This is a genomic window from Clostridium sp. K04 (assembly GCF_019734375.1).
Classification (GTDB): domain Bacteria; phylum Bacillota; class Clostridia; order Clostridiales; family Clostridiaceae; genus Clostridium; species Clostridium saudiense.
The window spans coordinates 68,638-92,424 of record NZ_JAASHD010000009.1; the positions used below are offsets into that span (position 1 = coordinate 68,638).

General features: G+C 27.3%; 21 protein-coding genes. 16 read left to right on the plus strand and 5 right to left on the minus strand.

The window, feature by feature from the left end; genetic code table 11:
• The first annotated feature begins 51 nt into the window (after window positions 1-51).
• A complete protein-coding gene (locus tag HCG70_RS05550; RefSeq protein WP_221697547.1) occupies window positions 52-1,023 on the plus strand; it encodes an aromatic acid exporter family protein in 972 nt (323 codons plus the stop codon).
• A gap of 98 nt (window positions 1,024-1,121) precedes the next feature.
• Here HCG70_RS05550 and HCG70_RS05555 read toward each other — a convergent pair whose 3' ends face one another.
• A complete protein-coding gene (locus tag HCG70_RS05555; RefSeq protein ID WP_042398094.1) occupies window positions 1,122-1,880 on the minus strand; it encodes a GerMN domain-containing protein in 759 nt (252 codons plus the stop codon).
• Window positions 1,881-2,007: 127 nt separating this feature from the next.
• Between HCG70_RS05555 and HCG70_RS05560 the strand changes: the two genes are divergently transcribed.
• Window positions 2,008-3,222, plus strand: a complete 1,215-nt coding sequence (locus HCG70_RS05560; RefSeq protein WP_042398097.1) for a M20 family metallopeptidase — start codon at window positions 2,008-2,010, stop codon at window positions 3,220-3,222.
• A complete protein-coding gene (locus HCG70_RS05565) occupies window positions 3,213-4,043 on the plus strand; it encodes a phosphatase PAP2 family protein (RefSeq protein ID WP_055275495.1) in 831 nt (276 codons plus the stop codon). The genes HCG70_RS05560 and HCG70_RS05565 overlap by 10 nt, the downstream gene beginning before the upstream one ends.
• A gap of 55 nt (window positions 4,044-4,098) precedes the next feature.
• Here the strand turns inward: HCG70_RS05565 and HCG70_RS05570 are convergent, their stop codons facing one another.
• Window positions 4,099-4,818 (minus strand): hypothetical protein, encoded by a 720-nt coding sequence (locus tag HCG70_RS05570; RefSeq protein WP_042398102.1) that lies wholly within the window; start codon window positions 4,816-4,818, stop codon window positions 4,099-4,101.
• 130 nt (window positions 4,819-4,948) lie between these two features.
• A complete protein-coding gene (locus HCG70_RS05575; protein WP_070102599.1) occupies window positions 4,949-5,107 on the minus strand; it encodes a DUF1540 domain-containing protein in 159 nt (52 codons plus the stop codon).
• 257 nt (window positions 5,108-5,364) lie between these two features.
• On the opposite strand from HCG70_RS05575, the gene HCG70_RS05580 reads away from it, so the two are divergent.
• From HCG70_RS05580 to HCG70_RS05600, 5 genes are all read left to right on the plus strand, one after another.
• Entirely contained in the window at window positions 5,365-5,805 is a 441-nt protein-coding gene (locus tag HCG70_RS05580) for a MarR family winged helix-turn-helix transcriptional regulator (RefSeq protein WP_042398105.1), read from the plus strand.
• On the plus strand, window positions 5,798-7,528 hold the full coding sequence (locus HCG70_RS05585) for an ABC transporter ATP-binding protein (protein WP_055275493.1): 1,731 nt from the start codon (window positions 5,798-5,800) through the stop codon (window positions 7,526-7,528). The genes HCG70_RS05580 and HCG70_RS05585 overlap by 8 nt, the downstream gene beginning before the upstream one ends.
• Window positions 7,521-9,341 (plus strand): ABC transporter ATP-binding protein, encoded by a 1,821-nt coding sequence (locus tag HCG70_RS05590; protein ID WP_221697548.1) that lies wholly within the window; start codon window positions 7,521-7,523, stop codon window positions 9,339-9,341. Before HCG70_RS05585 ends, HCG70_RS05590 begins: the two co-directional genes overlap by 8 nt.
• Before the next feature lie 142 nt (window positions 9,342-9,483).
• Window positions 9,484-10,302 carry an alpha/beta hydrolase gene (locus HCG70_RS05595; protein WP_221697549.1) on the plus strand — a complete coding sequence of 273 codons (819 nt, stop codon included), beginning with the start codon at window positions 9,484-9,486 and terminating at the stop codon, window positions 10,300-10,302.
• A 115-nt stretch (window positions 10,303-10,417) separates the two neighbouring features.
• Window positions 10,418-10,627 (plus strand): DUF1450 domain-containing protein, encoded by a 210-nt coding sequence (locus HCG70_RS05600; protein WP_042398114.1) that lies wholly within the window; start codon window positions 10,418-10,420, stop codon window positions 10,625-10,627.
• A gap of 240 nt (window positions 10,628-10,867) precedes the next feature.
• Here the strand turns inward: HCG70_RS05600 and HCG70_RS05605 are convergent, their stop codons facing one another.
• Window positions 10,868-11,836: an alpha/beta hydrolase gene (locus HCG70_RS05605; RefSeq protein WP_042398117.1), complete on the minus strand. Its 969-nt coding sequence runs from the start codon at window positions 11,834-11,836 to the stop codon at window positions 10,868-10,870.
• Window positions 11,837-11,957: 121 nt separating this feature from the next.
• On the opposite strand from HCG70_RS05605, the gene HCG70_RS05610 reads away from it, so the two are divergent.
• Window positions 11,958-12,626: a YARHG domain-containing protein gene (locus HCG70_RS05610; protein WP_221697550.1), complete on the plus strand. Its 669-nt coding sequence runs from the start codon at window positions 11,958-11,960 to the stop codon at window positions 12,624-12,626.
• 68 nt (window positions 12,627-12,694) lie between these two features.
• Here HCG70_RS05610 and asnB read toward each other — a convergent pair whose 3' ends face one another.
• A complete protein-coding gene (gene asnB / locus HCG70_RS05615) occupies window positions 12,695-14,281 on the minus strand; it encodes an asparagine synthase B (RefSeq protein ID WP_042398123.1) in 1,587 nt (528 codons plus the stop codon).
• 476 nt (window positions 14,282-14,757) lie between these two features.
• Here asnB and HCG70_RS05620 point away from each other — a divergent pair, with 476 nt between their 5' ends.
• The 7 genes from HCG70_RS05620 (at window position 14,758) to licT (ending at window position 23,511) form a co-directional block, all read left to right on the plus strand.
• Window positions 14,758-16,233, plus strand: a complete 1,476-nt coding sequence (locus HCG70_RS05620) for a UDP-N-acetylmuramoyl-L-alanyl-D-glutamate--2,6-diaminopimelate ligase (RefSeq protein ID WP_042398125.1) — start codon at window positions 14,758-14,760, stop codon at window positions 16,231-16,233.
• A gap of 283 nt (window positions 16,234-16,516) precedes the next feature.
• On the plus strand, window positions 16,517-18,778 hold the full coding sequence (locus HCG70_RS05625) for a glycogen/starch/alpha-glucan phosphorylase (RefSeq protein WP_042398127.1): 2,262 nt from the start codon (window positions 16,517-16,519) through the stop codon (window positions 18,776-18,778).
• Window positions 18,779-18,895: 117 nt separating this feature from the next.
• Entirely contained in the window at window positions 18,896-19,459 is a 564-nt protein-coding gene (locus tag HCG70_RS05630) for a hypothetical protein (RefSeq protein ID WP_042398130.1), read from the plus strand.
• A gap of 131 nt (window positions 19,460-19,590) precedes the next feature.
• Window positions 19,591-20,292 carry an MgtC/SapB family protein gene (locus tag HCG70_RS05635; RefSeq protein ID WP_052330657.1) on the plus strand — a complete coding sequence of 234 codons (702 nt, stop codon included), beginning with the start codon at window positions 19,591-19,593 and terminating at the stop codon, window positions 20,290-20,292.
• Between the two features lie 327 nt (window positions 20,293-20,619).
• A complete protein-coding gene (locus tag HCG70_RS05640) occupies window positions 20,620-22,305 on the plus strand; it encodes a carbon starvation protein A (RefSeq protein ID WP_042399677.1) in 1,686 nt (561 codons plus the stop codon).
• 370 nt (window positions 22,306-22,675) lie between these two features.
• Window positions 22,676-22,792: a CAT RNA binding domain-containing protein gene (locus tag HCG70_RS17770; protein ID WP_341478592.1), complete on the plus strand. Its 117-nt coding sequence runs from the start codon at window positions 22,676-22,678 to the stop codon at window positions 22,790-22,792.
• On the plus strand, window positions 22,753-23,511 hold the full coding sequence (gene licT, locus HCG70_RS05645) for a BglG family transcription antiterminator LicT (protein WP_367657462.1): 759 nt from the start codon (window positions 22,753-22,755) through the stop codon (window positions 23,509-23,511). The genes HCG70_RS17770 and licT overlap by 40 nt, the downstream gene beginning before the upstream one ends.
• The last annotated feature ends 276 nt before the right edge of the window (window positions 23,512-23,787 follow it).

The following is a 23,787-nucleotide window of genomic DNA, read 5'->3' on the forward strand; positions in this document are numbered from 1 at the left end:
GTATATAATATGTCATATCAGACATGGTAGGGAGGACAAAAGGGAAAAATAATGGAATACTTTAAGTACATATATAATTTAGCTTTTAAAATGGCAATATCGGCAACTGTAGCATTAATTATAGGAAATATGCTAGGATTACAATACGCAACAGTAGGTGCAGTTATTTCTATATTAAGTATACAAGATACTAGAAAAAAAGCATTAATTATAAGCTATAAAAGAATTATTGCTTGTAGTTTAGGAATATTATTATCAGTAATTTTATATGGAGTATTAGGAAATGGAGCATTAGCTTTTGGTTTATTTTTAATAATTTTGATACCACTTGCTTCTAGGTTAAAAGTACAGGAAGGAATGGTTCCAGCTGTGGTATTATCAACACATTTTTTAGTTGCAAATAGAATAACAACTTTATTAATAGTTAATGAAATATTATTAATGATAATTGGAATTGGTGTAGCTGCTATTGCTAATATTTTTATGCCTTCACTTGAGGATAAATTTAAAGAAGATAAAGAATGGATTGAAGAGCATTATAGAATTATAATAAATAAAATGTCAAAGTCGTTAGTAACTCATACAGTTGATATTGATGAGCAAAAACTTATAAATGAAGTTGAAAAACGATTGTATGAAAGTAAGGAAACTGCATATAAAATCGTAAATAATAACTTTTTTAAAAGCTCATCATATTATACAGATTATATAAATATGAGAATTAATCAATTTGATACTATAAAAAGAATGAGACTACATTTTGAAAGATTTAATATACCAGTTGAACAAATGAAGGTTATGTCTGATTTTACATTATGTGTTTCAGAAAATATAAGAGAAATAAATGATTGTGAAGAGTTATTAAATGATTTAGAAAGCTTAAGAAGTGAATTTAAAAGAATGGAATTACCGAAATCTAGAGAAGAGTTTGAAAGTAGGGCGCAATTACTTCAATTTTTAAATGATATGGAAGATTTTTTAGTTATAAAACGAAATTTCTTTAAAACAACTAATAACCATTAATATTAAATATGAAAGTTATAAATAATGAAGAAAAAAGCAGCGAATATTACACAGTTTATATTATGTAAACTATGTAATATTTGCTGCTAAATTTTTTATTAATCAAGTTTTAATATATTAGTATAATCTACAGTGCTATACCCAGCTTCAGCTGTTCCATCTAAACCAGTATATAGATCATTACCAAAATAAACAGCAACTTTATTTACTTGGTAATTATAACCGTAAGTATTTACTATTGCAGCCATTAGACCTTTAGAATCAGTATCATTAAGTTTCATTTCATCAAGGAAATTAGAATTGAAAACTACAGTTAACACATTAGTTGAATAATCTAATGTAGCTGATTTAACTCCATAATCTTTAGAAATTGTTATAAAATTACTATTATTATTTGGTGCCTCATATAATTTTTCAGTTAATGCAGTAACAAAAGCATTATCAGTAACTGGTGCTTTGGTATCTGTACAATAAGTTTTTGAATCAACTTTATTATAGTAGAAAATTCTACAATCTCTACTAATAGTTGAAGAACTAGAAGAATCAGTAGTTGTTACTAAACTACTTATAGAATCATTATTTGAAGAAGTTGTTGAAGTAGAATCTGAATTATCAACAAAATCATTATTAGCAAGAACAGAATCAGTAGAAGATTCAGAATTCGCATCTGTAGACTGATCATTTGTTATGTCTCCATCACCTTCAGAAGTTTGGTTGTTATTTTCTGTTGCAGTTAAAGAATCATCAGTAGTGTCATCAGCAGCATTAGTACCTGTAATAGCGCTTTTTAATCCGCATGATATTAGTGATAAGCATAGTACAGTAGTGCAACATAAAGTTAATAATTTTCTTTTCATAATCTCACCTCTATAAATTAATTACTAAATAGATATTACCATATTTTTACAGAAAGTTAAATGTATTTTATAAAATAATATACATTTTTTTCATAAAATTATATAATTTTATATTGGGGGGTGTATTATGGATATTGTAAAAGAAACTAAGCTTATAGGTAATTATCTAATTGGACTAAGAAAGGATTTTCATAAATATCCGGAATTAAGTATGCAAGAGCATAGAACTTCGAGAAAAATAAAGGAAGAATTAGATAAAATAAACGTAAAATATGAAGAAGGAATAAGAACAGAAGTTGTAGCAACAATAGGTCATGGAGAAGGGAAAGTAATTGCTTTACGTGCAGATATGGATGCATTAAGAATTAAAGAAAATACAGGGGTAAGGTATCAGTCTGAAAATGAAGGAGTAATGCATGCATGTGGACATGATGCTCATATGGCATCCTTGCTTGGAGCTGCAATGATTTTGAAAAAATATGAAAATGATATACCAGGAAAAATTGTTTTGATTTTTCAACCGGGAGAAGAATGTTCCAGTGGTGCAAGGCTTATATCAGAGCATGGATATATAGATGAAGTAGAAGAAATTTTTGGATTGCATGTATTTGGAGATATTGAATGTGGTAAAATATCTATTGAAGAAGGTCCTAGAATGGCTGCTTCTAATAAATTTACTATTAAAATTACAGGGAAATCTGGACATGCAGGTAAACCTCAACAATGTATAGATGCAACTATTGTTTGTGCAGCTATTGTAATGAATTTACAATCAATTATTAGTAGAGAAATAGATCCGCTAAATTCTGCAGTTGTGACTATTGGGCATATTAAGTCAGGAGAAACACATAATATTATTTCGGGAGAGGCTTTTATTGAAGGAACTATTAGATGTTTTAATGCAAGCACAACAAAGCATATACAAACATCAATAAAAAGGATTGCATATAGTACAGCAATAGCATATGGAGCAACTGCAAGTGTTGAGTATGATATATCTCATCATCCAGCAGTAATTAATGATCCAAAAGTTACTAAAACAGCATTAGATGCTGCAAAAAAAATATTTGATGAAAAAGATATTATCAAGGTTCCAAGAATGATGTTAGGAGAGGATTTTTCTGTTTATCAAAAAAGGATTCCAGGAGTATTTGTCTTTGTAGGAGCCGGTAATGAAGAAATAGGAAGGGATTATCCTAATCATAATGACAAATTTAATATAGATGAAAAGGCTGTACTAATAAGCACGCAATTATATGTAGCATTTGCTTTAGAATCTTTAGGAGGGGAAGAGAAAAAACAACATTCAAATCAAAAACTTAAGGAGGAAGTATGGAATTAGAAATTTTAAGACATATACAAAGCATTTCAAACCCATTTTTTGATTTTTTATTTCAATTAATTACTATATGTGGAGAGCAGATAGTTTTAATTGTAATAATATCAATAATTTATTGGGCATTAGATAAAAAATTTGGAGAATATATTGCATATTCAGTATTAACAAGTGTGTTGGTGAATAATGCTATTAAAGATATTTTCAAATTAAAAAGACCTATAGGTGAAGAGGGAATTAGAACATTAAGAGAAGAAACTGCAACAGGATATTCATTTCCAAGTGGTCATACACAAGGAGCAGCTTCATTTTATGGATCAATAGCTATTTATATGAAAAAGAAAGCAATGTATATAATAGCAACTATAATGATAGTATTGATTGGTTTTTCAAGATTGTATTTAGGTGTACATTATCCTAAAGATGTAATTGTAGGTGCAATTTTAGGTGTATTAACAGCTTGGATATGTTACAAGTTATATATAAGAATAGAAAATAAAATGTTGTTATATTTAATTACATTTGTATTGTTTTTGCCAGCATTAACATTTGCACATTCTGCAGATTTCATAAAAGGATTAGGAACTTATTTTGGATTTTTAATAGGGATGTTTGTAGAAAAGAAATATGTTAATTTTTCAGTAGAAGGAACTAGAGTGAACAAGATAATTAGAGTTTTAATTGGAGTATTAATACTTTTAATTTTACAAACAGGTTTGAAAGTTATATTACCTACTGGGCAAATTTTTGCATTCATTAGATATGCAGTAATAAGCTTTTTTGGAATAGGAATTTATCCAATTATATTTAAAAAATTCAAAATATAAAATAAAGGTGTAATATTTAATTGTATCTAAATATTACACCTTTATTTTATATAATTTATTTAAGTGCTTGCTCTAATGTCTTTAATCTAGACATATATTCTTCTGTGTTAGTTATAGTAACTTTAGCAATTTCCTTAACTAATTCACTTTTAGCACATTTATTATCTAATAGAGCAATATCATGAGAAGCTTGTAATATGGCATTAATTTGCTTGATATATGTTAATTCATTACTTTCATTAGTAGGTATTTTTGAAATTTCTTTTGATAATTTATCAGCAATTACTTTAAAGTTCTTATGATATTCAGTATCTTCTTTGAGATCTTTAGTATTTTTAGCATTTTCAATTAACTTATTTAGTTCTTCTCTCATTTCTTTTAACTCGCCAGTATAATTGTCAACAATATCATCTATGATATCAATTAATTCAGGATTAGAAGTATATCCTTGAATATTATGGCTTGCAAATAAAATAGCTCTATGTAATAAAATCTCTTCAGATAAATAATCGATACAAACACTACCGGAAGCAGGAAGTTTAGTTAATTTATCTATGATTCCATTTAAGTAATCTGTAGTAATATTATAGTATGTTTCATCAATAAAGCTAGAGTAAGGATTTTCAGCTAACTCATTAGTTTCTAGTGAGCTATCAGAGCTTGAAGTTTCAGTAGTGTCTATAATATTTGGTTCATATGCATAGGTAGGAATACTACTAGTAACAAGAGTTGATAGTGTTAATGTAGCTAAAAATAAGCTTAAATTTCTTTTCATTTGTTACACTCCTTATAATTTATTAATAATATTTAGTATGTTTAAAATAATAAATTTTATAAAGTAAATAAGAGAAATAATGAAAAAGTATGTAGTTAATTAATAGATTAAACACACCTTATATTAAGGATTATTTTCTAGAAAAGCTACCACAATCAGTACATTCTTTACTTGATACACATCCTGTATGACTGACTACTTGAATTTTATTTAGAGTACAATAATTATCTTCATTACAGTGAAATTTGCATTCAATAACAGTACAAGCGATGCTTTCATTATGTTTCATGACCACACCTCCTATAAAAATTCTCAGTTTATATTACTTATTTATTTTGTCAATAAAAAGATAAAATATTCATTTTAAGGATTACATTAGAAGTATAAATAATTATATAAAAAATTAAATTATGTAAGAAAAATAATTATAGGATTTTTTATTGATATATAAGAAATATAAATTTATAATAATAGTTAGATATCTAATTATTAGATATCTAACTATTATATGATTTTTAAATAATTTACTTTTAGGAGGCAAAGAATATGAATGATGGAGAGTTAATTAAAGTATTTATGAAACTAAAAAGGGTTCATCGTAAGAGATGCCATGATGAGTTTAGAAAGTGTGATATATCAAAGGGGCAACCTAAAATATTAAATTATTTAGCAGAAAATGATGGGAGTATACAAAAAGATATAGCAAAAAACTGTAATATTGAACCTGCAACGGTTACGAGTATTTTATCAACTATGGAGAAAGCTGGTTTTATTGAAAGAAGGCTTAATACAAGTGATAGAAGAATTATTAATGTATATTTAACTGAAAAGGGGAAAATAACTCAGAAAAACTCTCAAAGAGCTATTTGTGAAATTGAAAAAGAATGCTTTAGGGATTTTACTCAAGAGGAAAAGGAGCAAGCAAAAAGCTTTTTTGAAAGAATGTATAATAATTTAAGTAAAGGAGAGGAAGAAAAAAATGACTAAACTACTTAAATACATTAAAGGAAGTGCAATTATTTATACTATTTTAGCACCTTTAATGATGTTTATTGAAGTTATAATGGATTTGAATCAACCTAAACTTATGTCAGATATTATAGATATAGGTGTTGCAAATGGTGATATTACTTATGTATTAAATGTTGGGTTCAAAATGATAGTAGTTGCTTTTATAGGTATACTAGGTGGAATGCTTTGTGGTGTTTTTTCTACTTTAGCTTCGATGAATATGGGAAAAAATATGAGACAAGGTTTATTTAATAAAATACAAAGTTTATCATTTTCGGAGATAGACCAATTTAAAACATCATCACTTATTACTAGATTAACTAATGATGTAACACAAGTTCAAAATATGGTGATGATGGCACTGAGAGGGATGGTTAGATCTCCACTAATTTGTTTAGGTGGAATTATAATGTCACTAAGTATTAGTGTTAAGCTATCAATGATATTTTTAGTTGTAATTCCATTAATAATATTAAGTGTAACTGTAATAACAGCTAAATCAACTCCATTTTTTACTGCAATGCAAAAGAAAATAGATAATGTAAATTTAGTTATGAGAGAAAACTTATTAGGGGTTAGAGTCGTTAAGGCATTTGCTATAGAAGATAAGGTAAAAGAAAGATTTAGTTATGCAAATGATGATTTGATGAGTACTAGTATTAAAGCTCAAAGCGTAACTATACTTTTATGGCCATTAGTTACATTGATAATGAATTTAAGTGTTGTTGCTATACTTTGGTTTGGTGGAAATTATGTTAATAAGGGTTCATTAGAAATAGGAAAGATAATGGCATTTATAAATTATTTAGTTCAAATAATGAGTTCTTTAAATATGTTGGTAATGATTATCATTAACTTTTCTAGAGCAAAGGTATCTGCAAGTAGAATCAATGAAGTTTTAGATGTGGAATCATCAATAACGGACAAAGAAGATGCAAAGAAGATAAATAAGTTTAATATAGATTTTAAAGATGTTTACTTCAAATATAATAAAGATGGAGATTATGTATTAAAAGGAATATCTTTTAAGGCTGAAGAAGGAGAAAAGATTGGAATTATAGGTGCTACAGGAAGTGGGAAAAGTACATTAATATCACTTATTCCAAGATTATATGATACAAGTAGTGGAACTGTAATGATTGGAAATGAAGATGTTAAAAATTTAAAAATAAATGAATTAAGATCATTAATTGGTGTTGTACTTCAGGATACAACTCTTTTTTCGGGAAGTATTGAAGATAACTTAAAGTTTGGTAAAGAAGATGCAACTGAAGAAATGATGATAAGTTCAGTAAAAGATGCTCAAGCTTTTGAATTTATAAATGCAAATAATGAAGGATTCAATAGGGAAGTTGGACAAAGAGGTAAAAATTTATCTGGGGGGCAAAAGCAAAGAATTTCTATTGCAAGAACATTAATTAAAAATCCTAAGATATTAATTTTAGATGATTCAAGTAGTGCATTAGATATGGCAACTGAAGCAAAACTTCAAAAATCAATTAAAAATAGAATGAAAAATTCTACTGTATTTCTTATAGCTCAAAGAATCTCAGCTGTGAAGGATTCCGACAAAATAATAGTTTTGGATAATGGTGAAATTGTAGCAATTGGAAATCATGAGGAATTAATTAAAGAGTGTGATATATATAGAAGTATTGCCATATCACAACTAGGGGAGGAGGTTGTTTCAAATGTCTAGTAGAGCAGCAATACAAATGAGGCCAGGAGCAGGTCCACATAATCTTCATAAAAAAAAGGCAGAAAAAATTAAGGATTTTAAAGGAACTGTAAAAAGGTTAGTTGGATACCTAATTGAAAAGAAAGCAAGTATTTTAATAGTATTTATTTTATGTTTTGTTACTACATTAATTAGTATATTTGGAACTAGATTAAATGGATATACAATAGATAATTTTATTGAAACGGGAGATATGAAAGGCTTAGCTTTTATATGCACAATATTAGTTTTAATGTATTTAGTAAATATTTTTTCAACATACTATCAAAATATAGTAATGCTAAAAATAGCGCAACGAGTTTCGGCAAGAATAAGAAAAGATTTATTTATTAATCTTCAAAAACTTCCACTTAGGTATTTTGATAATAATTCAAGTGGAGATTTAATGAGTAGGCTTACAAATGATGTTGATAATATAAATACAACATTATCTCAAAGTATAACACAGCTTTTTTCAGGAATAATTAATGTTGTAGGAATGTTTATTGCAATGGTTATATTAAGTCCATTATTAACATTAATAGGAATGATAACAGTACCTTTAACTTTTATAACCACAAAAATATTAGCAAAGAAAACTCAAAAATTTTTCGTAAAGCAACAACAAGAACTAGGAAACTTAAATGGGTATATTGAAGAAATGGTTTCAGGACAAAAGGTTGTTTTATTATTTTCAGAAGAAGAAAAGGTTAAAGGAGAGTTTTCTGAGATAAATGAAAGGCTTACTAAAAGTGCAATAATAGCACAAGGTGTATCTTCTTTTATGGGACCTATAAATAATTTTATAAATAATATTTCATATTTAATAATTTCTGTAGTAGGTGGATATTTAATATTAAAAGGATCTGCAGTTACAGTTGGTGTAGTATTTTCATTTTTATTATATATGAGGAATTTTACTCGTCCTATAAATGAAATAATGAACTTGTTTAATACTATTCAAAGTGCACTAGCTGGTGCTGAAAGGGTGTTTGAGGTTATAGATGAAGAAAAAGAAAAGGATAAAGAAGGGGCAAAGTCTATAACTAATATTGATGGACATGTTGAACTTAAAAATGTAACTTTTTCTTATGAAAAGGGAAAAGAAATATTAAAGAATGTTTCAATAGAAGCAAAAAAAGGTGAGGTTATAGCAATAGTAGGACCTACAGGAGCTGGAAAGACTACTATAGTTAACTTACTTACTAAGTTTTATAAAATTGATAGTGGTGAAATTTTAATTGATGGTAAAAATATTGATGATATAACAAGAGAAAGTTTAAGAAAATCAGTAGCAATGGTACTTCAAGATACTTATTTATTTTCAGAAAGTGTTAGCGAAAATATAAGATATGGTAGGTTAGAGGCTACAGAGGAAGAAATAATAGAAGCAGCTAAAATAGCAGATGCACATCATTTTATAAAACAACTGCCAGAGGGATATAATACAATTCTAGCTGATAATGGTTGTAATTTATCACAAGGACAAAGACAGTTACTAGCTATAGCAAGAGCAATATTATCAAAAGCATCAATATTAATATTAGATGAGGCAACATCTTCAATAGATACAAGAACAGAAGTATTAATACAAAATGCAATGCTTAAATTGATGCAAGGAAAAACAACATTTGTTATAGCACATAGATTAAGTACAATAAGAAATGCAGATAAAATTCTAGCATTAAAAGATGGAGAAATAATTGAAAGTGGAACACATGATGAACTATTAGAGAAAAATGGGTTTTATGCTAGTTTGTATAATAGTCAATTTAAAAATGGAACTGAAATTTAAATTAATTTTAAGGTCACTTTTTGAAGAAGTTGTTTATTTAAAATACGTTTATAATATATAAATACTCACAATATAGTTTTAATAATGTTTATGATATAATTATTAAACTAAAATATTTTAAGAATTTATTGAGGGGTAAAAGATGTATCGTATTGAAAATTTTGAGGTAGAAATAAAAGAATTAAATAGGAAGAGGATGATTAGGGTATATTTACCTAATGATTATGATAAGAACTTAAATAAACATTATAAAGTTATGTATATGCATGATGGACATAATCTTTTTTATAAGGAAACCTCAGCTTATGGAGGCATATGGGATATTCAAAGTGCTATGAATAAGAGTGAGGCAAATGGAAATGATGGAGTCATAGTTGTTGGAATTGACTGTAATAGTGAAAATATTGAGGGAAGGCTTAATGAATATTCCCCATGGGTAAATAATAATCTTAAGGAATTAACTCCTGGTATGGGAATATACAAAGCTGGTGGGGAAGGTAAGTTGTATGGTGAATTTTTAGTAAATTCATTAAAACTATTTATTGATAATAAATATAGAACCCTAAAAACAAAAGAAAATACATTTATAGCAGGTTCTTCAATGGGCGGGTTTATATCTTTATATATTGGGTATAAGTATCCTGAAGTATTTTCTGTAATAGGTGCATTTTCAACGGCTATATGGTTTAGTAAAGAAAATTTAATGAAATTTATAAAAGAAAATTATAAAAAAGGATTAAGAGTTTATTTAGATTCAGGAACTAAAGAAACTTCTGATGAGAGTGTTATTGCATTTAATGATATTTACGTAGATGATACTAAAGAGTTAGAAAGTTTACTTTTAAATTTAGGACAAGATAAGAAAGATATAAAAGTAGTAATTGAGGAAGGCGCAAATCATTCGGAGGATTCTTGGAGGAGAAGATTTCCAGAGTTTTTAGAATGGGTTTTAAAAGAGTAAGAATGATTTAGCTAAATAAATTAGAAAAATATTGATAAAGAATTTAATTAGGTTAGAATAAAGGGTGTTTATAATATGACACCTTTTTAGTTTATAAGAATAAAGGAGAAAAGATATGATAGTAATGTGTCCAGGATGTTCTGGTATAGATCCAGAATTAGTAAAAAAAGAATTCAAAGATGAAAAAATAGTTTTTGGCTGTATTGGAGAATGCGGTGGAAGAATGGATGAAAGTATAGTAGCTATGGTAAATGGAGAATTCGTTGAAGCAAATAGTGAAGTTGAATTTATTATTAAAGTTAAAAATATCTTATCAATCAAGTAATATTTTTAATTAATAAATTAAGTTGTTGAAAAGAGCTTGTTTTGTTAAAAGTTAAGAAAATACTTTTTTCTAAACGTAGAAGGTATAATTTCAATTAACTAAATTATCAAAAAGTTGAAATTTAGAGTAAAATAACGAAAAGAAATTAGAGTTATGGTAATGATTATAAATGAGTAACAAAAAAATAGTGGCAATTTAGATAAATAAATTGCCACTATTTTTTGTATAAATGTTAAATTATTATTTAATATATTTTTTTAGAAAAGTTTCGATTGTCGTCCAATATAGCTGAGGATTAACGTAACTAGCTTTTGCGTGAGCAGCGCCATGGATAACTAGTTTTTCCTTTTCACCTGAAAAGGCATTATATAGTTCATCAAGCATGAAAAATGGAACAAAGTCATCATTATCACCATGAATAAATAAAGTTGGTGTTATAGATTTCTTTATTTGTTTAATTGGAGATACTTTACTTATAAAGAATCCAGATTTAATTTTGCAAATAAGACTTGCTACTTCGAGCATTGGGAATGAATGCAACTTAAATAATGATTTTAATTGATATGCAAATTGACTCCAAGCAGATGTATAACCACAATCTTCTATTATAGCTTTAACATTACTAGGAAGTTTTTCACCAGAAGTAGTCATTACAGTAGCAGCTCCCATTGAAACTCCAAATAATACGATTTCAGTATTAGCGTAGTTATTAATAATGTATTTAGTTAAATCAACAATATCTAATCGTTCATCCCAACCCATTCCTATGTAATTTCCTTCACTTTGACCATGACCACGTAAATCAGGCATTATAATATTGTACCCCATTTTGTAAAAGTTTTGAGCATAAGAAGCCATTAGCTTACCTTGTGATGTATATCCATGTACTACTATTGCCCATTTATTTGAAGTAACTTTATTTTTTATAAGGTAGTTATGTAATTTCAAATTATCTTTTGAGGTAATGAACAAATCTTCATAGTTGCTATATTCAAATAACCATTTCTCACTATCTATGCTTTTAACGCCACTTGTCTCATCTTGATTAGTTTTAGTGGATTTATTATTTGAATCATTATTTTTAAATACTAAATCTTTTGGGAATTTTGGATTTAGTCCTAAGTTGTACAAGTAATTACCACCATAAAATATTAACGCAATTACAGCAATAATTATTAAGCATAAAATAATTAGTCCTAGTCCTTTCATACGTACACCTCTAATATTTAATTATAATACTATTATAACATGAAATAATAAAGAAAGTGTGTAAATAAATGTTAAAAAGAAGCATAGGATGAGTAGTATAAAAAGTCTTTTGGGGGATGCAATGAATAAAAAAGTAGTAATTATTATTATTGGTTTGATAATTACAAGTGGTATATTAAGCACTAACAATATCAATTTTCAAAACAAATGTAATAAAGAGGTAAATATAGTAACTGCAGTTTCAGCTAAAGATAATTATTTTATTATTCCAGATAGTAGTACAAGATATTTAACTGAAGATGATTTAAGGGGATTAAGTGATGAGCAATTAGAAATAGCAAGAAATGAAATATATGCAAGGCATGGATATCAATTCAAGCAAAAGAAGATGAAAAACTATTTTAATAATCAAAAGTGGTATGTTAGAAGTAATTATGAAATTACAACTGATGATTTAAGTGATATAGAATATGAAAATGTCATGTTAATAAAGAAAGTTGAGGAAGAAGGGTTTTCAAATAGCAACGATTATTATTATGGAGATTTTATAATTCCTGATAGTAGCACTAGAAAGGTTAGTGCAGATGAATTAAAAGATTTATCGACTTATGAGTTAGCTATTGCAAGAAATGAAATATATGCAAGGCATGGATATATTTTTGTAAGTGATGAATGGAAGGATTTTTTTGTTAATGAAGATTGGTATATTCCAACATCATACTCTGTAAAGCTTAATAGTATTGAAGAATATAACGTAGCTATGATAATAAAAGAAGAAGCAAGAAGATAGAACTGAGATAAAAATATGAGCTCCTATATAGTTTGAAATAGGAGCTCTTTATAAATAATATAAATATTTTATTTTCCACTATCACCATAATTAGATAAAACTCTAGCACTTGGATCATTAACATTACAGCCTTCCCAAGATTTATTTGGCATCCAGAAATCCTTAATCCATTTAGCATTTCCAGCATAATATTTTTCAAAAGTATCTCTATATAAAAGAGATTCTTTTGTGAAAGGTGTACAGTAGGTATATTTTTCTTTAGCAGCTTCTAAATCTTCAGAAGTATATTTTTCTTCAGCATATGCTTTTAGATAATCAACTAAAGAGTGACCAACAGCATCACTAAATGCAGCTTTTTCACGATATAATAAAGATTGTGGTAAATAGTCTTGTCCATCAAATGCTTTTCTTAATAAATATTTTCCTTTATTGTAACTGTTCATTTTCTTAGCAGGATTAATACTCATTACATAGTTTACAAAATCTATATCAGCAAAAGGTACACGACCTTCTAAGGCATGTGCTGAAATACAGCGGTCAGCTCTTAGAACATCATACATATAAAGCTCTTTAATTCTTTTTTGAGATTCCCTTTGAAATTCACTTGCTGATGGCGCAAAATCTGTATATTTATAACCAAATAATTCATCACTAACTTCACCAGTTAAGATAACTTTTAAATCAGTATTTTCATGAATATATTTACACAATAGATACATTCCAATACTTGCTCTAATTGTTGTTATATCAAAAGTTTCTAGATGATAAATTACTTCATCTAATGCTCCTAAAACATCTTCTTTATTTATTATTACTTCAGTATGATCTGTACCTAAATAGTCAGCTGCTTGTTTTGCGTATTTTAAGTCAATTGGGTCAGTATCCATACCTATAGCAAATGTTTTGATAGGTCTTTTTATTATTCTTTGAGCGATAGAACATACTAGAGATGAATCTAGACCTCCACTTAATAAATAACCAATTGGAGCATCAGCATGAAGTCTCTTTTCAACAGCAGCAATTAGTTTAGTTCTTATATTAGTGAATATTGTATCTAAATCATCATTGTTTATGAATTTTGTTTCTGATAAATCATTATAGCAAACAAATTCTCCATCTTTATAATAATGTCCTGGAGGGAATGGCATAATTTCTTCACAATAATCAATTAAAGCTTTTGCTTCACTTGCAAATGAAATTTTATGATCTTCTTTTGTGTAACCATAAAACATTGGTCTTATTCCCATTGGATCTCTTGCAGCTATAACTGAATTATTTTTTCCATCATATAAAACTAAGGCAAATTCTGCATCAAGCATTTTGCACATTATTTCTATACCGTATTTTAAATACATTGGTATTAATACTTCACAATCACTACTTGAATGAAACTTATATTCTGGTAATAGTAATTCTTTTAAATTATTGTAATTATATATTTCTCCATTGCATACAACTTCACAAGAAGAGTATTTAAATGGTTGATTACCATTAGATGATAAATCCATTATTGATAAACGGTTAAAGCCCCAAGATAAACCACTTTCAATAGAACAATAAGTATTGTCTGGACCCCTATGAACTACGTTTTTTAAAGCTTTATCAAAATCTGATAAAGGTAATTTGTCTGATGAAAATACAACAAAACTACACATTTTATTGCCCCCTTTTTAATAAAAATAAAAAGGCCCGCTTTTAGCGAGCCTTGTACAAATTCAAGTTATTTGGTAATTAAAGGCTCAGATATATTAACTAAAAAGTTATAGTTAAGAAAACAATGTAATTAACTATAAGATTGTCAGCTTATATGAATCATCGCCCTTGATGATATTAAATTTAAAAAAATCCATTTGTTAAATTATATTACAAACATAGTAAAAATGCAACTAAAAATTATAAGTTATGGTATATATAGTAAAATAGTTTGAGATTAAGATAGGGAATGATAGAAATAGGTCAATATATACTAATAAAATATAAGCTTAAAATAAGGTTTAAAAGTATAAAAGGGGGGAAGGATTATGAGATAAAGATGAATACAGTATATAGATAAATAGTAATAAATGATGTACAATATTATGGAATAATAAAATCTTTGAATAAGAAAAAATTCAAAACAAGGAGATTAACAATGTTATTAAGTGAATTAGTATGTAACTCAAAATTAAAGTATAGTTGCACAAATGAAATAGATTATACAAAAATAGAAATTAAGGATATAACAAGAGATACGAGACAAGTTATTGATGGGAGCATGTTTATAGCTGTTATAGGAGTAAAAGTTGATGGACATGATTTAATAAATGAAGCTATAGAAAAAGGGGCAAAAGCTATTATTCATAGTAAAGAAATAAATGATATTAAAGATGGAATTGCATATATAAAAGTAGAAGACACTAGAGAATGCATGGCTATAATAGCAAAGACTTTCTTTAATATACAAGATAGTGATTTAACATTCTTAGGGGTAACAGGTACTAATGGAAAGACTACATCAACATACATGATGAAGCACATATTAGAACATGCAGGAAATAAAGTTGGACTTATAGGTACAATTGCTAACTATATTGGAGAAAAAATGATTCCAACAAATATGACAACTCCAGAGGCTATAGAATTATTTAGACTTATTAAAGATATGAGAGAAGCAGGATGTAAGTATTGTCTAATGGAAGTATCATCTCATGCATCTGCAATGGGAAGAGTAGAAGGGTTAAACTTTAGTAGAGGGATGTTTACAAATTTAACTCAAGATCATATGGATTATCATAAGACATTTGAAAATTATTATAATGCAAAATTTAAGTTTATAAAAGGAGCTAAAAGTACTGTTATAAACTGTGATGATCAATACGGAAAGAAAATGTTAAATACTTTACATGAAAGTAGTACTGATAACAAAGAAGTTACTTCATATGGGGTAAATGATGGATATGTTAGAGCTAAGAATTTAGATTTACAAGCAAATGGGTCAACATTTGATTTATATATTGGAGATGAATTTAAAGGTAATGTAAAACTTCATATACCAGGACTTTATAATATTTACAATGCATTAGGTGTTATAGGCATGTTAGTAGTTGGTGGGTATGTAAGTGTAGAAGATGTCATAGAAGCATTTGATACAATGAAAGCAGTGGCAGGAAGATGTGAAAGAGTATATCATGATAAAATGAAATGTACAGTAGTTGTAGATTATGCTCATACTCCAGATGGACTTGAAAATATATTAGAAACAATGAAAGAAGTTGTTAAAGGTAAATTAATAACTGTATTTGGTTGTGGTGGAGATAGAGATAAAACTAAGAGACCTTTAATGGGGGAAATTGCTGAGAAATATAGTGATGTTACAATAGTAACTTCAGATAACCCAAGAACAGAGGATCCGCATAGTATAATAGAAGATATATTAGCAGGAATTAAAGATAGTCATACTGTTATTGAGGATAGAAAAGAAGCTATAGAATATGCGTGTAGAATTGCAGGGAAAGATGATATAGTTGTTATAGCAGGAAAAGGTCATGAAGACTATCAAATAATTGGTACAGTAAAACATCATTTTAGTGATAAAGAAGTTGTAATTAATTATTTCAATGAAATTTAAAATAAAGAAAAAGTAAAAAAATAGGGATGCTAAATATTAGTGTCTCTATTTTTTTAGAAAAATATTTTAAAAGAAATGCTGAAAAGGTTTACGAAAAGGGTAGAGAAAAATAAAAAAAATTTTATTTTTTAAAAGTAGCATAATAAATGTACAAAATATCATAAAAATATACAAGGGGAAATTAAAAAAATTGTTATTATATAAGTGTAAATGATTTAATCATAAAAATACATTTTTAAATATATATTATAAAAATAATGAATTTAAGGTGGGATAATTTATTATGGTAAAAAATAATTTAACTGAAATCTTAAATGAAAGATTTCAAACAACAATTGAAAAGGCAACAAACGAACAAGTATATTTAGCATTATTAGAAATGACAAAAGGATGCATTAAAAATAAAGGAACAAATAAGGGATCAAAAAAATTATATTATATTTCAGCAGAATTCCTAATTGGGAAATTACTTTCAAATAATTTAATTAATTTAGGATTATATGATGAAGTTAAAGAGGTTTTATCAGCTAACGGAAAAGATTTAACTGAAATAGAAGAAATAGAATTAGAACCTTCATTAGGAAATGGTGGACTTGGAAGATTAGCAGCATGTTTCTTAGATTCAATAGCTACTTTAGGATTAAATGGTGATGGTGTTGGTTTAAATTACCACTATGGATTATTTAAACAAGTATTTAAGGATCACAAACAAACAGCAGAAAAGAATCCTTGGATAACACCAGAAAGTTGGTTAAATAAATCTAACATTAAATTTGATGTATTATTTGGTGGGTTCAAAGTAACTTCAACATTATATGATATAGATGTTACAGGATATAATCAAGGTTCAAATAAGTTAAGATTATTTGATGTAGATACAGTTAATGAAGCATTAGTTAAAGATGGAATTAATTTTGATAAAGAAGACATTAAAGAAAATTTAACTTTATTCTTATATCCAGATGATAGTGATGAAGCAGGACACTTATTAAGAATATATCAACAATATTTCATGGTAAGTAATGCAGCTCAATTAATTATTTTAGAAGCTGAAGAAAATCGATATGATTTACACAAATTAGATGAGCATGCAGTTGTTCAAATTAATGATACACACCCTTCAATGGTAATACCAGAATTAATAAGATTATTAGGCGAAAAGGGTATAGAAATGCAAGAAGCTATCGGTATCGTTACCAGAATGTGTGCATATACAAACCATACAATATTAGCCGAAGCATTAGAAAAATGGCCAATTGCTTACTTAGAAAAAGTAGTTCCACAATTAATGCCAATAATCAGAGAATTAGATAACTTAGTAAGAGCAAAATATGATAATGAAGAAGTATATATAATAGATAGAGATGATAGAGTTCACATGGCTCGTATGGATATGCATTATGGATTTAGTGTAAACGGAGTTGCTGCTCTTCACACTGAAATACTAGAAAAAGAAGAATTAAAGCCATTCTATGATATATATCCTGAAAAATTCAATAATAAGACAAATGGTATAACTTTCAGAAGATGGTTAATACACTGTAATAATGAATTAACAAATTATATTACTAGTCTTATTGGAGAAGATTTTAAAACAGATGCAACTAAGTTAGAAAACTTAGGTAAGTTCGTTGATAATAAAGAAGTTTTATCTAAGATTGAAGAAATTAAAAAGCACAATAAAATTGCTTTAAAGAAATACTTAAAAGATACACAAGATATTGAAGTAGATGAAAACTCTATTTTTGATATTCAAATAAAGAGACTTCATGAATATAAGAGACAACAAATGAATGTTTTATATATCATTCATAAATATTTAGATATAAAAGCAGGAAATATTCCAACAACTCCAATAACAATGATTTTTGGAGCAAAGGCAGCACCAGCATATATAATTGCACAAGATATAATCCATACAATACTTTGTTTACAAGATATCATAAATAATGATCCAGAAGTAAATAAATATTTAAAAGTTGTTATGGTAGAAAACTACAATGTAACTAAGGCTTCTAAATTAATACCAGCTTGTGATGTTTCAGAACAAATTTCTTTAGCATCTAAAGAAGCTTCAGGAACTGGTAACATGAAATTCATGTTAAATGGTGCTTTAACATTAGGAACAGAAGATGGTGCTAATGTTGAAATTCATGAATTAGTTGGAGATGATAATATCTACATCTTTGGTGAGTCAAGTGAACAAGTAATTGAACACTATAAGAAAGGTGATTATATTTCAAAGGAATACTATGAAAAAGAAGATATAAAAGAATTAGTAGACTTTATCGTTAGCGATGAAATGTTAAAAGTTGGGGATGAAGTTAACTTAAATAGATTATATAATGAATTAATTAACAAAGACTGGTTCATGACATTACTTGATATAGAAGATTATATTAAGACTAAGGATAAAGTATTTGAAGATTATTCAGATAGAGAAACTTGGAATAGAAAAGTATTAATTAACATTAGTAAAGCAGGATTCTTCTCATCAGATAGAACTATTGAACAATATAATAATGATATCTGGAAATTAAAATAATAAATCATGGGTAGTGCTTATATGGGCACTACCTATTTTTATTAATAAATAAATGAAAAATATAATGGAAATAATATTATGAAGAAGAAATTATACTACGAAAAGGAGAAAGTGAGTATGAAAAAACTATTTATAATATTATTTTCTATAATAATGATTTCATTTAATGGATGTAGGGCAAATTCAAGTGAATTAATAGAAAATGATAACTCTAAAAATAATGCAAAGTTAGTTGAGGCTATTTTTGCTGTTACTGGATTAGATAATAGTAATGAAGATAAGTATACTTATTATTATGAAGATTTAAATGATGATGGAGTTGATGAAGTTATAGTATGTCTTTGGGGAGCAGACTTTGGTGGGGATGAAAGTAAAACTATGATTATTTTTGCTCAAAGAGATGAAGGATATGAATATATTTCAAAAACAAAAAATATAAATGGGCCAATTTATATAACTGATAACATTACAAATGGATATAGAGATATTGTAGTTAATGCAATATCAGAAACTAAAAATAATAACTTTAATGTTATATTAAAATATGTTGATGAAACATACCCTGTAAATGCAGCAACATCAGAAGAAGTAGATATTAATAATATAAATATAAAAGATAAATTAGCTGATGATTTAACAGATGATTTTGGAATGAATTTACAAAGTGTTATGGATAGCTAAGAAAAAAATAATTTATTTATGAATTTGAATGCAATATAAAAATATTACTACTATTGTTTACAATAGTATATTAACATAAAATATAATAACAAGGTTATTTGGGGTTAAAAGGTAATTAAAGGAGGTAGGGAGTGATACAAGAGGTATTTAAAAACTTAGATGTAAAAATAATTATGGAAATAATTTTTAAAACAGTTTTATGTGTAGCTTTAGTAGGTTTTATTGGATACAATCGTGAGAAAAAAGGTATGGTCGTAGGGATTAGAACTCATGTTGTTGTTGGTCTAGCTGGATTGCTTATTCAATTAACATCATTAGAATATTATAGACTAAATGGAGGAAATAATGATGTTTTTAGATTAGCAGGACAATATATTTCAGGTATTGGTTTTTTGGGTGCAGGTACAATTCTTAAAGATAAAAGGAGCGTCAAAGGATTAACTACAGCAGCATCTATTTGTTTAGTTGCTATTATTGGTTTAGCTGTTGGATCAGGAATATATATTAGTTCAATAGTAATTACTTGCGTGGCTTATCTTTTTTTAAATGATGTATTTAAATTTAAAAATATAATAACAATAAAAAGAAATTCTCATGCACATATTGAAATTGAAACAAGTGGATATATAATGACTACTGTTGAGGCGATAAAAGATATGTTTAGAAATTTTGGGGCAGATATTATATCAATAGAAGTTAGCAAGCAATCAACAGAAAAAACTAGAATAAGATTTAAAGTAAATTTGGATGATGAATTGGATATTAATGAAATTTTAGCAGAAATAATTGCATTTGATGAAGTTAATAAAGCTGAATTAATAGAACATAAGTAGTTAGGGAAGAAATCAGCTATTATATTTTACAAATGTAAATAAAAAAATAACAGTTATTAATAAATAAATTTAATTTTTATTTATTATCTATTTAATATAAAAAGTGGTGAAAGCCACTTTTTTGTTTTAAGTTTGTTAACAAATTAGAAATAAATTAGGTTAAGTAAACGATTTCTGTGAAAAGAAGTATATGGAAAACGTTGTAAAATAGTAATTTGATAATAATAAATGATAAATATTTACAGAATACCATAAAAATGTTATTATTATTAATAATCTCCTAATAGGAGAGCGCAATTATAATTAAATATAGAGGGGGCATTTTAAATGAATGGATTAACTATTGTAGGGTTAGCCATAGTTGTATTAGGAATTGCCTATGTGACTTATGGAAGATATCTTGCTAAAACTTGGGGAATTGATCCAAATGCAAAAACACCTGCTTATACAAAAGAGGATGGAGAAGATTACATTCCAACACCTAAAGCAGTTGTGTTTTCACATCAATTTTCATCAATAGCAGGGGCAGGACCTGTAACGGGGCCAATTATAGCAGCAATGTTTGGATGGGTTCCAGTGTTATTATGGGTACTTATAGGTGGAATATTTTTTGGAGCAGTTCATGATTTTGGAGCATTATATGCATCAGTAAAAAATGAAGGTAAATCAATAGGTGGATTAATAGAACAATATATAGGAAAAGCAGGAAGAAAGTTTTTTTTCTTATTTGCTTGGATTTTTACTTTACTAGTAATTGCAGCATTTTCAGATATAGTTGCAAGTACATTTAATGGATTTGGAGAAGGTGGAGCATTAAATACACCTAATGCATCAGCAGCATCTATTTCAATGTTATTTATTGTTGTAGCTATGATATTTGGTGCATTTATTAAATATAAAAAGCCAAGTCAAAGTTTACAGTTTATAATAGGTGTAGTACTTTTAGTTTCAATGTTAGCTATAGGTATTGCTTTTCCATTATACTTTGATAAAACTACTTGGTTAATAGTAACATTTGCTTATTTATTTTTAGCATCAATAACACCAATGTGGTTATTAATGCAACCAAGAGATTATTTAAGTACATTTTTATTAATTGGAATGATTGTTGGAGCTGTTTTAGGAGTTGTAGTTGCAAGACCTGAAATGAATTTACCAGCTTTTGTTGGATTTGAAGTTGATGGTAAATATTTATTTCCAACTTTGTTTATTACTATAGCATGTGGTGCAGTATCAGGATTCCATAGTTTAGTATCATCAGAAACATCATCAAAGCAAGTTAAGAATGAAAAGGACATGCTTTGCATTGGATATGGAGCTATGTTAATAGAATCACTACTTGGTATTGTTGCTTTAGTGGTAGTTGGAGCTGCAGCTGTTGGGGGAAAAATGCCAGAAGGAACACCTTTTGCAATATTTTCTAGTAATGTTGCAGGTTTCTTAGGATTATTAGGTATACCACAACATGTAGCTACTTGTATAATGACAATGTGTGTATCAGCATTAGCATTAACATCACTTGATTCTGTTGCTCGTATTGGACGTATGTCATTACAAGAATTATTTAAGGATGATTCAAAAGAAGTATCTGGTATTTCTAAGATAATGACTAATAAATATTTTGCAACAATTATTACATTAGTAATTGGACTTGTGCTTTCACTTGGTGGATATAATAACGTTTGGCCATTATTTGGAGCAGCAAATCAATTATTATCAGCTTTAGTGTTAATAACCCTAGCAGTATTTTTAAAATCTACAAAGAGAAAAGGGTTTATGCTTTGGGCACCTATGGTTGTAATGTTATCAGTAACATTTACGGCTTTAGTTCAAGCTATACTTGGAATTATGAAGAAAATTGGTGCAGGACAATTTGTGTTCCTAACAGATGGATTACAATTAATATTTGCACTGTTATTAATAAGTTTAGGATTTGTAGTAGCAGTTTCTTGTTTTAAAAAGTTGTTTTCAAAGGATAATAAAGTAGAAGCTGCAAGTAATAATGCAGTATAAATTTTAGTTTAAATTTCAATATGCAAGTGATAGGTTACCAAATAGAAAATAAAAATTTATTTTTAGAAATTAGGTATTAATTTAATAATTAGATTATAACTTATCACTTGTAATTTGAAATTTTTTTATTATTAAATAAGTAGGGTTTAAAGTTGTATTATGAAATAACTAAATTATGTTAAATAAAAAACAATTCTATTAGTTGACATAGAAAAATCACTATGATATCTTTATCATAAAGACAATAAAGGACATGGGTTGTTACTGGTTATGCAGGCTTTACCAAATTATTTATGACATTATAAAAAATGTTGTTTTATTTGAGTATGGTCTTTTTTTGTACTTTAAATTAAAGAAAAGGTGTTAGTAAATGAAGATAGATAAGATAATCAATAATAATTTAATTAGAACCTTTGATAATAACGGTAAAGAAGTTCTTGTTATGGGATGCGGATTAGGATTCCAAAAAAAATTGGAGATACTGTAGATAAGAGCAAAATAGAGAAAATCTATTCTATTGAAAATAAAAATGATTCTAATAAATTAATGACTTTACTAGCAGAAATACCTTTGGAGTATATTCAGGTTTCTAATGAAATTATTTCTTATGCAAAGTATTCGTTAGGGAAGAGATTGAATGATAATGTTTACATAACATTAACTGATCACATTAGCTTTGCAATAGAACGTTATAAACAAGGGTTAAATTTTAAAAATGCTTTATTATGGGAAATTAAAAGGTTTTATAATCATGAATTTTTAATTGGTAAGGAAGCCTTAGCAATTATTAAAAAAAGATTAGATGTAGTTTTACCAGAAGATGAAGCTGCATCAATAGCTATGCATATTGTAAATGCAGAGCTAAATTCAAGAAATATGAATGAAACACTTGATATCACTAAGATGATTCAAAATATCTTAAATATTGTAAAATTCCATTTCAACATAGAATTGGACGAGTATTCATTACATTATGAGAGATTTATAACTCATTTAAAATTCTTTGCACAAAGAATGATTAGTGGAAAGATAATAAAAGATGATGATACTAATTTCTGTGAAATGATAAAAACACAATATAAAGAAGCTTATTCATGTGCAGAAAAAATAAAAAAATATGTTTTAAAAGATTTTAATCATGAACTTTCAGATGAAGAAATGATGTATTTAACAGTTCATATTAAAAGAATAATAAAAGAAGATTAAAAAAACTCAGCTCCTTTAGTTCTATGAGTACACTAAAGTGTACCTTCAAGGAGCAAAATTGAAATTTTGACTTTCAGGCAAGTTGGATTAACTAAATCAAATATTTAGAATCTTACTTAGGATTGTTACTAGTAATGTAGGCTATACCTAAGAAATATAGATTTGAGCGCTCATCTATATTTCTTAGGTTTTTTTATAAGATAAATTACAATATCAAGTGCAACACTAATTAATTGCAAAAAAAATAACCCATACGGGTACGTTCATGTTAAAGTA

Bases quoted from the DNA above. Each gene is read 5' to 3' on its own strand.
- HCG70_RS05550 (WP_221697547.1), top strand. From the start codon at position 52: ATGGAATACTTTAAGTACATATATAATTTAGCTTTTAAAATGGCAATA.
- HCG70_RS05555 (WP_042398094.1), bottom strand. From the start codon at position 1,880: ATGAAAAGAAAATTATTAACTTTATGTTGCACTACTGTACTATGCTTA.
- HCG70_RS05560 (WP_042398097.1), top strand. From the start codon at position 2,008: ATGGATATTGTAAAAGAAACTAAGCTTATAGGTAATTATCTAATTGGA.
- HCG70_RS05565 (WP_055275495.1), top strand. From the start codon at position 3,213: ATGGAATTAGAAATTTTAAGACATATACAAAGCATTTCAAACCCATTT.
- HCG70_RS05570 (WP_042398102.1), bottom strand. From the start codon at position 4,818: ATGAAAAGAAATTTAAGCTTATTTTTAGCTACATTAACACTATCAACT.
- HCG70_RS05575 (WP_070102599.1), bottom strand. From the start codon at position 5,107: ATGAAACATAATGAAAGCATCGCTTGTACTGTTATTGAATGCAAATTT.
- HCG70_RS05580 (WP_042398105.1), top strand. From the start codon at position 5,365: ATGAATGATGGAGAGTTAATTAAAGTATTTATGAAACTAAAAAGGGTT.
- HCG70_RS05585 (WP_055275493.1), top strand. From the start codon at position 5,798: ATGACTAAACTACTTAAATACATTAAAGGAAGTGCAATTATTTATACT.
- HCG70_RS05590 (WP_221697548.1), top strand. From the start codon at position 7,521: ATGTCTAGTAGAGCAGCAATACAAATGAGGCCAGGAGCAGGTCCACAT.
- HCG70_RS05595 (WP_221697549.1), top strand. From the start codon at position 9,484: ATGTATCGTATTGAAAATTTTGAGGTAGAAATAAAAGAATTAAATAGG.
- HCG70_RS05600 (WP_042398114.1), top strand. From the start codon at position 10,418: ATGATAGTAATGTGTCCAGGATGTTCTGGTATAGATCCAGAATTAGTA.
- HCG70_RS05605 (WP_042398117.1), bottom strand. From the start codon at position 11,836: ATGAAAGGACTAGGACTAATTATTTTATGCTTAATAATTATTGCTGTA.
- HCG70_RS05610 (WP_221697550.1), top strand. From the start codon at position 11,958: ATGAATAAAAAAGTAGTAATTATTATTATTGGTTTGATAATTACAAGT.
- asnB (WP_042398123.1), bottom strand. From the start codon at position 14,281: ATGTGTAGTTTTGTTGTATTTTCATCAGACAAATTACCTTTATCAGAT.
- HCG70_RS05620 (WP_042398125.1), top strand. From the start codon at position 14,758: ATGTTATTAAGTGAATTAGTATGTAACTCAAAATTAAAGTATAGTTGC.
- HCG70_RS05625 (WP_042398127.1), top strand. From the start codon at position 16,517: ATGGTAAAAAATAATTTAACTGAAATCTTAAATGAAAGATTTCAAACA.
- HCG70_RS05630 (WP_042398130.1), top strand. From the start codon at position 18,896: ATGAAAAAACTATTTATAATATTATTTTCTATAATAATGATTTCATTT.
- HCG70_RS05640 (WP_042399677.1), top strand. From the start codon at position 20,620: ATGAATGGATTAACTATTGTAGGGTTAGCCATAGTTGTATTAGGAATT.
- HCG70_RS17770 (WP_341478592.1), top strand. From the start codon at position 22,676: ATGAAGATAGATAAGATAATCAATAATAATTTAATTAGAACCTTTGAT.
- licT (WP_367657462.1), top strand. From the start codon at position 22,753: ATGCGGATTAGGATTCCAAAAAAAATTGGAGATACTGTAGATAAGAGC.